The organism is Paenibacillus sp. F4, assembly GCF_002894905.1.
In the GTDB taxonomy this organism is placed as follows: Bacteria; Bacillota; Bacilli; order Paenibacillales; family Paenibacillaceae; genus Paenibacillus; species Paenibacillus polymyxa_B.
In genome coordinates, this window is the sequence record NZ_POVS01000009.1 from 398,811 (window position 1) to 414,610 (window position 15,800).

The 15,800-nt window shown below is 43.9% G+C and carries 14 protein-coding genes; 4 read left to right on the top strand and 10 right to left on the bottom strand.

Annotation, left to right across the window (positions count from 1 at the left end):
- Positions 1–110 precede the first annotated feature (110 nt).
- Positions 111–1,178 carry a LacI family DNA-binding transcriptional regulator gene (locus C1T21_RS08795; RefSeq protein WP_103047962.1) on the bottom strand — a complete coding sequence of 356 codons (1,068 nt, stop codon included), beginning with the start codon at positions 1,176–1,178 and terminating at the stop codon, positions 111–113.
- Positions 1,179–1,458: 280 nt separating this feature from the next.
- Here C1T21_RS08795 and C1T21_RS08800 point away from each other — a divergent pair, with 280 nt between their 5' ends.
- Positions 1,459–3,150 carry an ABC transporter substrate-binding protein gene (locus C1T21_RS08800; protein ID WP_103047963.1) on the top strand — a complete coding sequence of 564 codons (1,692 nt, stop codon included), beginning with the start codon at positions 1,459–1,461 and terminating at the stop codon, positions 3,148–3,150.
- 96 nt (positions 3,151–3,246) lie between these two features.
- Here the strand turns inward: C1T21_RS08800 and C1T21_RS08805 are convergent, their stop codons facing one another.
- The 3 genes from C1T21_RS08805 to C1T21_RS08815 are packed head-to-tail and all read right to left on the bottom strand — an operon-like array spanning position 3,247 to position 5,420.
- Complete coding sequence (locus C1T21_RS08805) at positions 3,247–4,434, bottom strand: MFS transporter (protein WP_258012399.1); 1,188 nt, start codon at positions 4,432–4,434, stop codon at positions 3,247–3,249.
- A 2-nt stretch (positions 4,435–4,436) separates the two neighbouring features.
- Complete coding sequence (locus C1T21_RS08810; RefSeq protein WP_103047964.1) at positions 4,437–4,997, bottom strand: GNAT family N-acetyltransferase; 561 nt, start codon at positions 4,995–4,997, stop codon at positions 4,437–4,439.
- A 60-nt stretch (positions 4,998–5,057) separates the two neighbouring features.
- Positions 5,058–5,420 carry a DUF2500 domain-containing protein gene (locus C1T21_RS08815; protein WP_103048255.1) on the bottom strand — a complete coding sequence of 121 codons (363 nt, stop codon included), beginning with the start codon at positions 5,418–5,420 and terminating at the stop codon, positions 5,058–5,060.
- A gap of 405 nt (positions 5,421–5,825) precedes the next feature.
- Between C1T21_RS08815 and nrdI the strand changes: the two genes are divergently transcribed.
- The 3 genes from nrdI to nrdF all read left to right on the top strand — a co-directional run bounded on the left by nrdI (position 5,826) and on the right by nrdF (position 9,441).
- Positions 5,826–6,185, top strand: coding sequence for a class Ib ribonucleoside-diphosphate reductase assembly flavoprotein NrdI (gene nrdI / locus C1T21_RS08820; RefSeq protein ID WP_016819181.1), 360 nt, complete (start codon positions 5,826–5,828; stop codon positions 6,183–6,185).
- Entirely contained in the window at positions 6,172–8,256 is a 2,085-nt protein-coding gene (nrdE, locus tag C1T21_RS08825; protein WP_061828561.1) for a class 1b ribonucleoside-diphosphate reductase subunit alpha, read from the top strand. Before nrdI ends, nrdE begins: the two co-directional genes overlap by 14 nt.
- A 219-nt stretch (positions 8,257–8,475) precedes the next feature.
- Positions 8,476–9,441: a class 1b ribonucleoside-diphosphate reductase subunit beta gene (gene nrdF, locus C1T21_RS08830; protein WP_029516760.1), complete on the top strand. Its 966-nt coding sequence runs from the start codon at positions 8,476–8,478 to the stop codon at positions 9,439–9,441.
- A 193-nt stretch (positions 9,442–9,634) separates the two neighbouring features.
- Here nrdF and C1T21_RS08835 read toward each other — a convergent pair whose 3' ends face one another.
- From C1T21_RS08835 to C1T21_RS08860, 6 genes are all read right to left on the bottom strand, one after another.
- On the bottom strand, positions 9,635–10,888 hold the full coding sequence (locus C1T21_RS08835) for an MFS transporter (protein WP_103047965.1): 1,254 nt from the start codon (positions 10,886–10,888) through the stop codon (positions 9,635–9,637).
- A gap of 156 nt (positions 10,889–11,044) precedes the next feature.
- Positions 11,045–11,518 (bottom strand): MarR family transcriptional regulator, encoded by a 474-nt coding sequence (locus C1T21_RS08840; RefSeq protein WP_103047966.1) that lies wholly within the window; start codon positions 11,516–11,518, stop codon positions 11,045–11,047.
- Between the two features lie 235 nt (positions 11,519–11,753).
- Positions 11,754–12,179 (bottom strand): VOC family protein, encoded by a 426-nt coding sequence (locus tag C1T21_RS08845; RefSeq protein ID WP_053325184.1) that lies wholly within the window; start codon positions 12,177–12,179, stop codon positions 11,754–11,756.
- A 92-nt stretch (positions 12,180–12,271) separates the two neighbouring features.
- Positions 12,272–12,925, bottom strand: a complete 654-nt coding sequence (locus tag C1T21_RS08850; RefSeq protein WP_258012400.1) for a hypothetical protein — start codon at positions 12,923–12,925, stop codon at positions 12,272–12,274.
- Between the two features lie 24 nt (positions 12,926–12,949).
- On the bottom strand, positions 12,950–13,489 hold the full coding sequence (locus tag C1T21_RS08855) for a GrpB family protein (RefSeq protein ID WP_103047968.1): 540 nt from the start codon (positions 13,487–13,489) through the stop codon (positions 12,950–12,952).
- Positions 13,490–13,579: 90 nt separating this feature from the next.
- A complete protein-coding gene (locus tag C1T21_RS08860; protein WP_103047969.1) occupies positions 13,580–15,688 on the bottom strand; it encodes a class I SAM-dependent methyltransferase in 2,109 nt (702 codons plus the stop codon).
- Between the last annotated feature and the right edge of the window lie 112 nt (positions 15,689–15,800).

Below are 15,800 nucleotides of genomic sequence, written 5' to 3' on the forward strand. Positions count from 1 at the left end.
TTAGAACAAATGACAAAATACAAAATAAAAGTCGCCCTCTGCCCCTAAACAGGCTAAAAGCGACCTCCTTCGTCTTCACGGTGTATGGTGTCATAACACGCATCTGGACATTAACTATATGTGATTGTGTTAATGGGACGCTCACGGTCATCATTTTCACGACTGATCCGGGGTGCATGAACTTCCCGTACGAATAGCTCAGCATGTAGCAACTTTTTCTCGACAGGCGAGTTCGGGTTCGTTATGCGCCATAACAACTGGTCCACTGCACGCATTCCCAGCAATTCCTTATCCACTCTCACCGTGGCATAAATCGGCATTTGTTCATTCGTATCGTCAAACCCGGTCACTCCGCAACGCCTCGGAACGTCAATCCCCTTTTCTTTCAGCACATCCACGACTTGCGCAGCAGTCACATCATTAGCACATACAAAAACCTCAGGCAGTTCGTCCTCGGACAACTTTTCCATTTCCTCAGCAAGCGCTTGCGCTCCCCTGTGAAGAAGAGCTTTAATCTGCCGCAATTCTACTCCGCTCATTTCCAGTGTGGAACGACATGCTTCCCAGCGTTCGTAGAAACTGTGAGCGTCATCAATATGACCCACAAACTGAAAGCGGGTATAGCCCCTGCACAGCAAGTCCTTCATTAATTCACTCATGCATGTGCGATTATCTGTAAACACCGTATCACTTAAAAATGCAGAATCCCAATGATCTACCATGACGACCGGAATACCCATCCGATAAATGTTTAGCAACAACGAAGTTGAAATCGTCCCTACTGTGATAATCCCTTTAATCGACTCTGGATTCAGTAAAGAAAACATGTCTTCAGTCGAGGGCTCCGTTAACGTGATCATATCCATACCCTTACGGTTCAGACGCTCGGAAATCCCTTCAAATACTGGCCCCCAGTATCTAGATTCCCTGTTCTGATACCTAATATTCGGAAATAACACTAGCACAGTACCTGACCATTCTCTGGTATCTGTGTCCCGAGGCTCTACCCCTGTCATTTTGGGGTGACTGCGAAAATAGCCCATCTGGGCGGCAAGCTTGACCAGAACCGCCCTTGTCTCTTCACTTACACCGGGTTTGCCTGATAGTGCACGCGAAACAGCGAACTTTGAAACGCCCGCCGCATCCGCAATTTCTTGCAATGTTACTTTTCCACGCATCTTCTCACCCAACCCTATTCGGAGTCTTTTTCTATCTTAACCTTTCTAATACACGGGTGTACCTCTAAACTGGTACCATCGTAGCATACTTTGTTTTAGATCATCAAATGATAGATTTGTACAAATCCACACCCTCCACCAAAATATGTTTGCTTAATAAAAAAACAAACCGCATAACAAGCAATTATAAATAACTTGACGAGAGGTTCTCTATTTCCTACAATTTACTATTGAAAGCACTTACATTGTGTAAATCATACTTATTAAGGGGGATTTGCAAATGTTCATGAACAGGTCGGTACGACAGAGCTCCATTCTACTCCTGTCTTTGCTGCTGCTCGTTACAACGGGCTGCGCGAATGGAACAGGCGGTAAGGCAGAAAAGGAAGATCCTAATGACACCAGTCCCATTACACTTACTTTCTTTGGCGGTGATTCCAGCTCTAACTGGAACAACATGAAGGATGCTGTCGGGCAGGAAATTATCAAGAAAACGGGCGTTACGCTAAATGCCGAACATGCTGTCAATGGTCGAGGCGAGGAAAAGTTTGCTTTAATGGCAGCGAGCGGGGAGTATCCAGATCTCGTGTACCCCAAATCAGACATTGGCAAGTTGGTCGATGCCGGAGCACTCATTGACTTAACAGATCTCATTGATAAATACGGCCCTAACATTAAGAAAGTGTATGGAGACTATTTTAATCGTATTAAATATAGTAGTGAAGATCCAGCCATTTACACGATCCCGACCAATTTGGGTGTGGATCACATCGCGTTTGATGCACAAGCTGGCTTCGAAATCCAGCATCAGGCACTTAAGAAGCTTGGATACCCTAAAATCCGCACCGTTCAAGATTTTGAAAAAGCACTTAAAGATTATGTCGCCAAATATCCTACCACCAATGGCCAGCCTACCATCCCCCTATCACTCGATGCCGAAGACTGGAAAATTCAAATTACGGTGACAAACCCGGCTGTTACTGCTACTGGTGGACCCGACGATGGCGAATATTATATTGATCCTAAAACACACAAAGCCATTCTTCACTACAAGCGCCCAGAGGAACGTGAATATTTCCGTTGGTTGAACCATATGTACAATGAAGGACTGTTGGATAAGGATACATTTGTGCAAAAAAGTGATCAGTACAAGTCCAAAATCGCCGCAGGCCGTGTCATCGGACTCATTGATCAGGAATGGAACTATCAAGATGCTGAAAATGCGCTCAAGGCAGCAGGTAAGGATGAATTCACTTACGCCCATTTTCCAGTCACTTTAAATGAGAAATACGAGGATCATTCTCTCCAGCCTATTGGCTTCGATACTGCATCGGGGATCGGAATTACAACCTCATGCGAAAATCCGGTGCGAGCTATCAAGTTTCTGGATTTTCTGGCCTCCGACGAAGGACAAATTTTACGCAATTGGGGAATTGAGGGCCAGCATTACAACGTAGAGAACGGCAAACGAGTCATTCCGGCGGATGTGCAACAACGTAAAAACACTGATAACGCTTCTTTTAGCAGAGAGTCAGGAATCGGTTTGTACTGGATATGGGGGCCACATTATGGCGATAGCGTGAAGGACCCTTCTGGCAACTATTACACAACCAATTATCCGGAAATGATTACCGAAAATTATAGTCAAGCCGAAAAAGAGTCCCTTCAGGCATACAAAGCCCAGACGTGGAAAGACCTTTTCCCGAACGAAAAGGATTTTCCGGTAAAAGAGTGGGGTGCTGCCTACAACATGCCTGTTCCGACCAATACGAATTACAATGTTATTTATCAAAAGTCGCAGGACATTGTACGCAAACGGATTCCTGAGGCCGTACTCGCCAAACCAGATCAGTTCGACGCTGTGTATGACCGCATGCTCCAAGAGCTGGATCAGGCAGGTGTGCCAAAGGCTGAAGAAATCTATACTGGCCTAATCCAAAATCGGCTGAAGCTGTGGTACGGCGAAAAATAGGGTTTGTCTTTAATGAAATATTATAGGGCTGACAGACCATGCTGTTCAGCCCTTCTACATTAAACATTCTGTTTGGTTTCTTTGTCTTCCCAAGAATTACTTTTCCTTGATACCCGATTGACGTAAAGCAAATAAAATGATTGGAATCAACGCAATCCCGCCACACATCACCCAAGATATTTGAATCGGCGTTTGATCGGAAGACAAATCCGTAAATTTACGGCTTATGATCCCTGTCACGATTAAACCTACGCACATGCCTAATTGTGAAATCGCAGAATCCAGAGATAGTAATGTGGAACGATACTCATTCGTGATTCTTTTGTTGAGAAAAATTTGTTTGGCAACCGGGTACATCCCGCGCCCAATCTCATAAATTAAAAAGGTAAGCAATACAGGATAAAATGTGTTGAACGCACCGGCTAAAATGAGCCATATCCCAATCATCCCGCAAGCATACATGAGTATATGTACATCACTGTATCTGGCGCCTAGCTTTCGAACTAGATAACTTCCCAAAGTCATACATAGTGAATAGCCTGCCTTGATAAACCCCATAATCCAAATCCCTTGTTCGGAAAGGCCAACCAGACGTGGCTGTTGAAATGTATTCCCCGCTGAGTTCGAAAAGCTGATAAATAAACCAATCATAAATACAATCCAGATAGACTTATTTTCAAAACCGATACGGACACTTTCTCCGATAATCGTTTTAATGCGAGTAGTAGACGTCTTTTGATGAGCAACATTCTCCTCATCCATATAAAAGGAGCATAGAAAAATGCATACAATAATAGATAAAATACTGACCGCCCATGGAAGTGAATAGTTATAGGTTGCGAGAAAGGCCCCCAACAGACCACAAATAAATCCCGAAATGTACTGTATACTGTTAGAGGTTGTAAAAAGAACTTCCATGGGCTTATCACTGTTTTCCACAACCCAGGATTCCAACGAACCTGATTGTAAACATATAGCCAGACCCCCAAAAACTTGCGCGAACACAAGCACCCCGATATGATCTGTCCAAACGAACAATACACTGTAGACTAAAAAACAGCAAAGTCCCAAAATAACAGAAATTTTTCTGCCATACTTGTCTGCAATAGCCCCTGTGGGTATCTCAAACAAAAAAATACTTACAAAGAATACAACCAGTAAGAAGTTCGCACTTTGCAGAGAAAGTCCTTTAGCTAATAGAAATAGGATGAGCGTAGTCCCCGTGATTTCACTCATAAAAAATTGAAGAAAGCTGACGGAGTAAAATAGCTTATGAGGTTGCACTCTCAGGATTCCGTCGCTTGCTCTGCAGCCTCATATTCACTTCGCAAAATCCCCATCTGAATAATGTCATAATATTGCCCTTCCCTGAATAGCTTTTCCCGTAGCCGCCCTTCCTCCTTGAAGCCGCATGCCAAATAGCAACGGTATGCACGTTCATTGAACGCATAGACCTCCAACTCCAGCCGATGCAGGTTCAGCGTATGAAATGCGAATTTTTGTAACAGCCCGATCGCTTCCCGTCCGTAACCTTTGCCCAGATCACCGTCACGCCCGATCACAACACCAAAGGTGGCGTGCCGATTCACCCAGTTGATTTTGAATAAATCCAGTTGTCCGATATAGTCCAGTGTGTCTTTATGCGCAATGACAAAACCTTTGATCTCGGGGTTGCCGTCAATCATCATCTGCACAAAGGATTCGCTATTCACCTGTGAATGCGGGTAGATAAACACGTCGCTTAAACCACGTGTGATTCCCGGGTCATTGACCCATTTTCGGATAGCTGGTACATCTTCTTGACGGTATTCTCTCAATACAATTCGTTTTCCAATGATATGCGGCATCGTAATCTTCCCTCCAATTATGTATTTGTTTTTGGCAACACTAACTCCCCGCCAACACCTTTATGCTTCCATTACTCTTACAAACTCCAGAAAACGCGTACCTTTATAATGAAGCTCCCCACGATCCCCGATCACAATCATACCAAAGTACGTATCCTTCACCTCCAGCTCCATACGCTCACCCCCGTCAAACTCAAAGGTGATATAATAATATGTCGAAGCTGAAAAATCGCCTGATCCCCCACGCACTCTCGTCCGTTTATCCACAACCTTACATGAACGTTGTACCCGTTCGGCTGCTTGATTGGACAGGCCCGCTCCTATCGTTTTGACAATTCCCATAATCATTACAAAAGCAATGAGTCCAAATACGATAAAAAAGATCATATTAAACGATTGAAATTCCATAAAATCACTTCCCATTTGCTTCATCCTTTCTACAGTAAAATGTAAATTTTCCATTCTATTGCCCATTGACAAATCGTACATCTTCACCCTCAAAAACTCCAATACTTTTTTAACATACTTACGAAAAAAAAGTTCTTTCGCTCTTTTCCGCACCCCGCTTGGACTTATACCCGATCTGGGTCCTCTGATCTCCTCTAGACCGATTGACAAAACTATATATAGATATAAAATAGAGAATGTACTCTAAATATAGTGTAAAAAACGTATTTATGCCCGATATCTTGAAGATACAGGTATGAAAATACATGTAAATATAGAGTCAAAATCTTAAATGGCGCAGCCAGCAAGGGATTCCATCTATAATAGATCCCAGGCAATGCGTTTTCTTTTTTCGTTAATTGTTTAAGGAGGTTGCATACCATGCTGATTGCATATGATTCGAAGACCGGCAATGTAAAAAGATTTATAAACAAGCTCAAGCTTCCAGCGGTTCAGATCGAGGAGCAAATGACTATAGAAGAACCTTACGTACTTATTACATATACAACTGGGTTTGGGCAGATACCTGAGAGGGTATCTTCCTTTTTGAAAAAGAATGCTCAAAACCTTGTTGGTGTAGCTGCAAGCGGCAACCGTAACTGGGGTGAGAAATTTGCCAAAAGTGCGGATTTGATTGCCGATCATTATAATGTCCCCGTGATTAGTAAATTTGAATTATCTGGAACGTTCGGAGATGTAGAGCGTTTTAAACAGGAGGTGAGCCGAGTTGCGGCATATTGAATTGAACAACATGTTGATGAAACGCGATACAGACGGCTTTTTCCAATTGGAAAAAGACCAAGAGGCTGTAGCAGAATTTATGAAGGAAGTTCAGGAACGGAGTTTGAAGTTTGCTGACACAGCCGCTCAAGTGCTGTATATGATTGAGAATGATTATTACGAAAATTTTTATAACAGCTACACGGCTGACGAAATTAATGATATTTTCCATATCACTCATAGCTATAATTTTAAATTTCCTTCCTATATGGCAGCATCCAAGTTTTACACCGACTATGCAATGAAGAGTAACGACCGGAAAGTCTATCTGGAACATTACCCTGACCGGGTTGCTGCTGTCGCGCTGCATTTAGGACGCGGTAACGCCGATACAGCACGCCTGTTGTCCCGCTCGATGATGGAGCAACGCCTCCAGCCAGCAACACCAACCTTCCTGAATGCAGGCAAAAGCCGCCGTGGGGAATTGGTATCCTGCTTCCTGCTCGAAATGGACGACTCCCTGAACTCAATCAACTATGTGCTGAACACCTGCATGCAGTTGTCCAAAATCGGGGGCGGTGTTGCGGTCAACCTGTCGAAACTGCGGGCACGCGGCGAAGCGATTAAAGGCGTAGAAGGCGCAGCAAAAGGCATTATGCCTGTGCTGAAGCTGATGGAAGACGGTTTCTCCTATGCGGATCAAATGGGGCAACGTAAAGGCTCTGGGGCAGCCTATTACAACATTTTCGGATGGGACGTGCTTGAGTTCCTGGATAGCAAAAAGATCAATGCTGACGAAAGAGTACGTCTCAAGACACTTTCTATTGGATTGCTGGTGCCAAACCGCTTTTACAAGCTGGCTCAAGATAATGAACCGCTGCATGTATTTGCTCCTTACAGTGTGTTCAAAGCCTATGGAACGCATCTGGACGACATGGATTTGGATGAAATGTACGACACGCTGCTCGCTGACGATCGGGTGAAGAAAAAAATAGCGATGAGCGCACGTGATATGCTGACGAAAATTGCCATGATTCAGTTGGAGTCTGGTTATCCATATATCATGAACAAAAGTAACGCGAACCAGGCACATGCTCTTAAAAACGTGGGTCAAGTCAAGATGTCGAACCTATGCACGGAAATCTTCCAGTTGCAGGAAACTTCCGAAATTACAGATTACGGCCAACAGGATACCATCCGCCGGGACGTGAGCTGTAATCTAGCTTCTCTGAACATTGTAAATGTGATGGAACATGGCAAAATCCGCGAATCCGTTCACGAGGGTATGATTGCTCTCACCTCGGTCAGCGATATGACCCAAGTAGCTAATGCACCGGGTGTTGCGAAAGCAAACCGTGAAATGCACTCCGTCGGTCTGGGTGTCATGAATCTGCACGGCTATCTTGCCAAGAACAAAATTGCGTATGAAAGCAATGAAGCGAAGGACTTTGTCCGTACCTTCTTCATGACGATGAACTATCATTCCATCGAAAAAAGTATGGAAATCGCGAAAGCAGCTGGACAAAGCTTTTATGGATTTGAGGAATCGGATTATGCGACAGGCGTATATTTTGACCGATACCTGAACACAGATTATCGTCCGACAACTGCACGTGTACAAGAGTTGTTCAAAGACATCTATGTTCCGACTTCAGCGGACTGGGACAAATTAAAAGCAGATGTGATGAAAAATGGTCTGTACCACGCCTATCGGATGGCGATTGCGCCGACTGCTAGCATTTCGTACATTCAAAATGCAACATCCAGCGTCATGCCGATTGTTGAGCAGATTGAAACCCGTACCTATGCCAATTCGACGACCTACTATCCAATGCCTTATTTGCAAAAGGATAACGTGTTCTTCTATAAATCTGCTTATCAAATGGACCAGTTCAAAGTGCTTGATCTGATTGCAGAAATCCAGCCACACGTGGACCAAGGAATTTCGACCGTGCTTCATGTGAACAGTGACGTGACTACGCGTCAGTTAGCACGTTGCTATCTATACGCTGCACACAAAGGACTTAAATCGTTATACTACACACGCACCAAAAAGCTGTCTGTGGAAGAGTGCCTCACCTGCTCCATCTAAAGCATAAATGGTAACAAGCTGTAGTATAAAAATTAGATTTTGAATAGATATAGATGCTTTGCATTAGAAGCTGTATCCAGCGTGTGGTTCAGACCTTTACGGGACTGGACAAGACCCCTGCGGATACAGCTTCCGTATGTCAAGCATACGATGATTCGCCTACACTATTTCAATGTGTGTTTCCAGGGAATCTCGCAAGCTGAAGGGAGAATGCTAACAATGACAGGTATACAAGCTGTAAACTGGAATCGCTCGGACGATGATTTCACATTGATGTTCTGGAACCAGAACATTATGCAATTTTGGACGGATGATGAAATCCCGTTGTCTGACGATAAAATGTCCTGGGTAACCCTCAGTGATATCGAAAAAGAAGCCTACATGAAGGTGCTGGGCGGATTGACGCTACTGGATACCATTCAAGGCGGCGTGGGTATGCCGCAAATTATGGAGCATGTGGACGGACTGCAACGCAAAGCCGTACTAAGCTTTATGGCGATGATGGAACAAATTCATGCCAAGTCGTACAGTAGCATCTTTACAACGCTAGCTTCCACGGAAGAAATTGACGGTGTATTCCGCTGGGTGGAAGAAAATCCACATCTCCAAACCAAGGCAGAAACCATTCGTCAGTATTATATGAATATCCACACACCGAAAGACCTGTATCTCGCGATGGCAGCGTCGGTGCTGTTAGAAAGCTATTTATTTTATAGCGGCTTCTTCTACCCTCTTTATCTGGCGGGCCAGGGCAAGTTGACATGCAGTGGAGAAATTATCGATTTGATCCTACGGGACGAAAGTATTCACGGTGTGTACGTAGGTGTACTGGCACAGGAGATTTATGCAGAATTGGATGAGGAAGAGCAACGTGATCTTTATCAGACACTGGTAGGCTTGTTGCGCTACTTGCACAATAACGAGGAACAATACACCGAGCAAATTTACACTCCTATTGGACTCGTAGACGATGTGAAAGTCTTTTTGCGCTACAACGCCAACAAGGCCATGATGAACTTGGGCTTTGATCCACTGTTTGAAGAAGAAGAAGTTAATCCTATTGTATTCAACGGCATCAGCACCCACACTAAGCAACATGATTTCTTTTCTAAAAAAGGAAACGGCTATGTGCGGGCGATGAATGTAGAGCCGCTGACAGATGATGATTTTAATTTTGGCGTATAAGTACAAATACGTGAAATTAATTTAGCAAGGTGATACTATGAAGAGCCGTCCGCATACGGATGGCTCAGACTGTAAACAAAGTAGATAGTTTACATATTTTAGGATTTTGCAAAATTCGATTCCAGTCGCTCCGAAGTGCAAGATATAGACGAGCTAAACCATTTCGATCTATATCTTGTTCATTGGAAGTCGCTTATGGGATTTTTGCAAAATCCTTATTTACTTGCGTTCGCTTATATAAAACTGGTATTGCCGCTGCTATAAGGATTATACCCATAAAAGCGGGTGCGGCATGACCAAGTGATACATAGATTTGACCTCCAATGATAGGCCCCATCATTCTTGCTAAAGCCTGAATAGATTGACTACCTCCTTGAATCCTTCCTTGTTCACTAGAATCAACAGACTTGGAGAGCATCCCATTGAATGAAGGCCCAAAGACCGAATCACCAAAACCAAATATAAACATTCCAGCGATAAAAAGAGGATAGAATGAGAACAATGCCGAGGCTGCAATAAGACTATAGCCTATAATCTCCGAAACCATTCCAAGAATGGCTATCTGTTTATCACTAAGTTTTCTCAAAAGCTTTGGCATGATGAAACCTTGTGAGATAATGTCTTGGACACCCATAATTGAGAACATAAGTCCGATTAGTGTAGGCTTCCAACTAAAAGTATCCATTGTAAATTGTGAAAAAACGGCCTGTAAAGATCCGTTGGGTATCCAAAGTAAGAACGCTGAGATAAGTAGCCTGTTTAAGTTTTTCATGGAAAGCAGGTTTGCAAGCTGTATGAATGGATTAAGTCTTACAAAAGTAATTTCTTTCAGTCTATGTTTCTTGTCAAGGCTCTCCGGCATAAAAAAGAACCCATATATAACATTCACTAAAGTTATGATTGCTCCAAAATACATGGGTACAGAATAACCAAACTTGGCAAGTAATCCGCCTAGAGTTGGGCCAATGACAGTGCCTACACCTACAACCGCACTCACCCATCCAAAGTATTTGGTTCTCTGTTCTGGAGGAATGATGTCTGCAAAATAGGCGAAGATCGTGCTTATGCTCCCACCTGTTATACCCTCTATTATGCGTCCCGCAAATAGTACCCATAGAGCTCCTCCCATGCCAAAAACCAAGTACCCGATTGCGGAACCCAAAAGGCATATTAAGAGCAATGGACGACGGCCATATTTGTCACTCAGAGCTCCAAGCACGGGGGCCGCAAAAAACACGCAGAAGGCATAAACAGAGGTCAGCAGCGTGACAACGATAGCTTGTTCTCCCGGATTGCTTATATAAGGCTGTACTAAGAATGGGACGACAGGTGCTATGATACTGAAGCCTATTCCGCAAAGAAACACAGAGATAAGACCGAATATTAAAGCGTGTTTATCTACGGTTTGTTCTGTGTTCTGTTCATTGTGTGATCTAAATTTGAACATTAAATTCTCCCCTCAAAAGCTATGTTTTTATTTCCTTGGAAGCAAAAATATCGTATCACAATTTTGCTTCCTCGGCAACAAAATAATAACAAAAAAAAATGCAGCCCGTTCTCAATAGAGCCCGGCTGCCTGTGGTTTGATTTTCATTATTCAAATTTATTCCGACTTAATATCTATACCCTGTTTCTTTATTTCTGCATCCAAATGCCTATTATACTTTTCCACGAAGTTAAGCATACTATCAAATTGTTCCTCGGTTACCTGCTCAAATACGGCTTTATCTCGCTCTTGAAACTCTTTATGCAGGTCCTCATGGATTTTATAGATTACTTTCCCTTGCTCCGTAAGCCGAAAATAGATCTCTTTCTTGTTATCCGGCTTCTGGTAGCTTTCTATAATGCCTTTTTTTATGAGCTTCTTAGTTATTTTACTTATGGCACCGCTAGTCATATAAATGGACTCCGCAAGTTTTGTCACGTTAGAATCTACATTTCTTTCAATGTATTCAATGCAATGGACTTCTGAAGACTTATAACCCTTAAGACTGTCTTCCATCTTATCCTTATTTAGCCAAACCATCTTGTTATATAAGTCCCTGAAACCCATCATGACCTGTTCTTCTTTGTTCATGGCCTGTCCTCCCACCCGTTGGTGCATTAACAACATAATATAATATATTTTTGTTTCTATTTCAACAAGCGTCTAAGATTCAGTAAATAAACCTAATCTACTAAACGGCAAGCAGGGTAAAAAAAGATATCACTCCCCATGCTGTATGTATGTATATTTATTTTTCAAACGAGGACATACACGCAAAAAAACGGCCAGATCGCTAAAGTAGCGGAATCGAGCCGTTTTCCATTTCTTAAGACCGAGCCTCTGTGAACATTTGAAAGGTGACACCAAACTTGTCCGTTACATTTCCATAAGCTGGACTAAAATGGGTTTCCTGCAAAGGCATTCCCACCTGTCCTCCTTGCTGTAGAGCATCAAACATTTTTTGAGCTTGCTCCACACTATCGGTTGTAATACAGATGCTCACCTGATTCCCACTGCTAAACGGTGATCCGGGAAAGGTATCAGAAAACATGAGCTCTGTCTCACCCACTTTAAGGGTAGCATGTCCCACACGTTCCTTGACCTCTGCGGGAATGGGAAAATCGGGGTTTTCCGGCATTTCCCCAAAGGTTTGAATAAAAAGCAGTTGAGCATCCAATGCCTCTTCATAAAATTCGATTGCTTCTTTTGCATTTCCATCCATCGTGATGTAAGGAATCAAACGTTTGGACATCTTCAACACAGCTCCTTTAATTCGAGGTGATTAACCTAGCCATTTCTCCTGTATTATATACAAAACTTGTTAAGAAAAACAAATCTGTATGCTTAGCTTTCATGCACTTGAACGCCAAGCTGCTTTAGCTCCTTTATCGCTTCCGTAACGTTACGCTGTGGATGAAGCGCAGAGATCATCTGTGCAGTGATCGGAACGCCGTTGAAAATCTGGCTTACCACTCCTAGAGAAATCGGCAACTCATAGTAACTTTCAGCCCAATCCCGATATTCCTCCGGTGTAACTATAATTTTCCCCAGCAAAAAGGATGAGCCATCGTCATATCCCTCAGGAAAGTTCGTGTTGCCCATACGCCACTCCTTATCTCCCGCCTCCCTCCACATACAAAAGGTAACGTCCTCTTTCTCCAGCGCTTCGTCTTCCAAAAGCTTCATCATATCATCAGGCACACCGTCGTACATGCCCGGCCAGACCTCATATTCGTCTCTCTCATGAGGACTTACAGGGGATTCGTGGTCAAAACCCTTCAACAGCACACCTCCACGCGTCCATAGCATAAGAATCGTATCTCCAGCGCCGTTGTTCACTTCACCTAGGCACACATCACCAGACCATTCAGACTGCATACGATACGTGCGTAACCAATCTTCTGGAGACAATATAATGTCCAGCGCTGACAGCAGCAGCATTCTGTCTTTTAAGCCATTCGGCGTTACCTGTGCATCAAGCATCATATTCTTCATCATTCCTCCACTTTGTGTCCATGCGTACTAAGAATTCATCTGTCCCTGTCTATATCTTTCAAGCTTCGCCCGCTCAACCACCTGCCGAATGAATGGTCCTTTGGCTTCGGTATACGCTGCACGGTCATATTTGAATTGGTACGCCAAATCTTTTTTTAAAGTATCATACGCTCGCAGGCTATCAGGATGCGCTTTTAAGTAATCTCTGAACAATAGATGGTTTTCCCAATGCTCATCTTTATACTTGTAAATATGCAAGTGATGAGTCCCAGCTCCCCATTCTCCACGGCGAAAGAAAGCTCTCTCTGGAAAATCAGGCTTATGTACATATTCATATTGAATACCCTGTAGACGCTCTCGATGTTCGGATTGAAGACTTGCCAACTCTTCCACTCCAACCATAATATCAATAATAGGCTTGGCTCCCAGATTGGGAACGGACGTACTACCGATATGCTCTATGCCAACACATACATCTCTGAGAGCCTCTACAATTTTCCTTTGCTCTCGCATATACTCTTCAGCCCACTGCGGGTCATACCCGGATATTTCCACCTGCGAGGACATACATGAACACACCTCCACTAGCTTTCTAAAAAATGCCTTCTAATCGTGCTTGGCACAAATCAGAAGGCATTCTCTTGTTCAAATTAGAAATCATTTAACAATTCCAGCCCTATCATTCGGCCTCTCAATCACGATCAGACAGGTGCTGTCTGGCAAAGGAACTGGCTGGCCCTGCTCATTCATGAACTCGACACGGCTGGACAGCGCCTCGGCATAGCCCTCCTGTAAATAGTGGCGGCTCACCCGGATAATCGCTTGTGGTCCAAGTGTGTTACGAATACGCTCTTCATACTGTGACGGGGTAAAATAACCAAACTGCTCCTGCACTTCATGCACATAGGCTTCCGCCCCCCATGTATAGGTATATAGAAATTCCATTGCATCGTTTACTGGCAAAACAGCCTCATGCTCCCCCACACGCTCAATTTCAATGTGACGGCCCGCAAAATCTTGCGCATACCGCATCAGCCATTCCATTCCATCCGGCTCCAAGAATCGAATTCGTCTGCGCTGCTCTACTGGTTCGGTCATAATACCGTCACGAATGATGATACGCCCGCCGGGTGCAAGCACACGATAGGCACTCTGCAAAGCAGCCTCCACCGTTTGTGGATTGAACCGAATTCCATCTCGTTCGATGTAGGAATAGAGCTCGTGAAGAATCGAAGAGAATATAACCGTGTCCATGCTCCCCGTTTCCACATATTCCTCCAACCGAAGCGCATCTCCTTTGATGACATCCCAACGATGGCGCTCCAATTGCTTTTTACGTTTAAGTGCCTCAATGACATTCACAGAAATATCAAGACCTAATGGCTTCGCATCTGGTCTTTCCTGTTCGATCAGATCCAGCAGCACGCCCCCGCCGGGTCCAATATCCAGTATGCGGGTTCCAGTCACATAATCCAAAATGACCCTTTTGTAATCTACGGTCTGGTTCATATCTGTAAGATACGTTTCCTCATTGTGAAAGCGATCATAAGCATCACGCCGTAATCCGAACAGATCGAACAGCAGCAGGACTGCTTTGTCATACAGAGGCGTTTTTTCTGCCTCAATACAAAAATCGATTAGTTTCTCAGCCGCAGATGAAAATACAAAATTAAAAAATACAGTACTCGGCAGCTCCTCTTTATGCTCCACGATCGCACTCAAGTGAGGATTATGCTTCCGTTTTCCTTTTGAAATGTCCTGCCAAGACAGTGCACTTAAATATTTTTCTATCATTCGTTTTTTATATACATTAATTTTCTTGACACCACGATAGTCATAATACATCGTATTCATGAGCGATTCGAAACTGATATGGCGAACGGTTGCAGGCTGTTCCTGCCCCGTGCCATCCCTCAATGTGAGTAAGAATACCTTTACCAGTTCTTGAAGTGAAAAATCCTGCAAAGCTGATTCTACATACCAAAGTGTCCGATTCTCCAACGGAGCCAGCGCCTTCTCTACATTCAACTCCCGCTCTAGTTCTGTGTAAGCCTGCTCGAACGGCTCCCCTTCATGAATCGAAACCGACCGTAATCTCTCCAGTCGCTCCTTTACACTCCAGACTACAGGTGCGTTATCCCATGCAATCCAGCCGATCAGCTGCTCCACTTCACTGCGTACTTGGTCCCATAATGCAGGTTCTACCCCGGCGATAATACACTCATTCAGAGCCCGTAAAACAAGCTCCAGTTCCTCAGGGCTCAGCCAGCCCTTACGAGTAATTTCAAGCAGCAGTCGATTTTCCGCAAAAGGAATTTCTCCCCGTATATATTGCCCGATCAATCCATGCGTCTCAATCAGAATTCGGGTCATGCTATTGCGCGGGTAAGCAGGGGACTCCGCTTGGGCCTGTCTGACATACAGTTGGGAGGAGCCGATATTATGTACAAATAAATTTATACCCTCATGCTGCCAGCGTAGCCGCTCGCGGACTGTGCCTCCTTTAGCTGTCTCAGACCATACCAAAACATCCTCCAGTAGCTCTTTAACCCAGAATGACAATGGAAGTCCGTCCAAAATAAGCAACGTACGCTCCACGTAATCCAGTACAGGATTGGCATCCTTTAACTCACCTATGGATCGAATGCGTTCCAGATTAACAATACGCTCCTCAGCCGAAACAAGCAGCTTTAGCCAAGTCGGTGTATCCCAGGCCAGATCATTTTCTTTCCTGTAATTAGCAATGGCTTTTAACGATTGCAGCATTTTTCTCACCTCGTGTGATTCGGATTCGGTATGCACAGGAGACTTTCGATAGGATATTTGGATAAAACCTTGTATATATTACACTTTACCATACATTTGTAGCTTCCATCTC

Excerpts from the sequence above, each read along its gene's own strand:
- C1T21_RS08850 (WP_258012400.1), bottom strand. The coding sequence starts at position 12,925 with ATGATGAAGAATATGATGCTTGATGCACAGGTAACGCCGAATGGCTTA.
- nrdI (WP_016819181.1), top strand. The coding sequence starts at position 5,826 with ATGCTGATTGCATATGATTCGAAGACCGGCAATGTAAAAAGATTTATA.
- C1T21_RS08800 (WP_103047963.1), top strand. The coding sequence starts at position 1,459 with ATGTTCATGAACAGGTCGGTACGACAGAGCTCCATTCTACTCCTGTCT.
- C1T21_RS08795 (WP_103047962.1), bottom strand. The coding sequence starts at position 1,178 with ATGCGTGGAAAAGTAACATTGCAAGAAATTGCGGATGCGGCGGGCGTT.
- C1T21_RS08845 (WP_053325184.1), bottom strand. The coding sequence starts at position 12,179 with ATGTCCAAACGTTTGATTCCTTACATCACGATGGATGGAAATGCAAAA.
- C1T21_RS08835 (WP_103047965.1), bottom strand. The coding sequence starts at position 10,888 with ATGTTCAAATTTAGATCACACAATGAACAGAACACAGAACAAACCGTA.
- nrdF (WP_029516760.1), top strand. The coding sequence starts at position 8,476 with ATGACAGGTATACAAGCTGTAAACTGGAATCGCTCGGACGATGATTTC.
- C1T21_RS08860 (WP_103047969.1), bottom strand. The coding sequence starts at position 15,688 with ATGCTGCAATCGTTAAAAGCCATTGCTAATTACAGGAAAGAAAATGAT.
- C1T21_RS08840 (WP_103047966.1), bottom strand. The coding sequence starts at position 11,518 with ATGAACAAAGAAGAACAGGTCATGATGGGTTTCAGGGACTTATATAAC.
- C1T21_RS08815 (WP_103048255.1), bottom strand. The coding sequence starts at position 5,420 with ATGGGAAGTGATTTTATGGAATTTCAATCGTTTAATATGATCTTTTTT.
- C1T21_RS08855 (WP_103047968.1), bottom strand. The coding sequence starts at position 13,489 with ATGTCCTCGCAGGTGGAAATATCCGGGTATGACCCGCAGTGGGCTGAA.
- C1T21_RS08810 (WP_103047964.1), bottom strand. The coding sequence starts at position 4,997 with ATGCCGCATATCATTGGAAAACGAATTGTATTGAGAGAATACCGTCAA.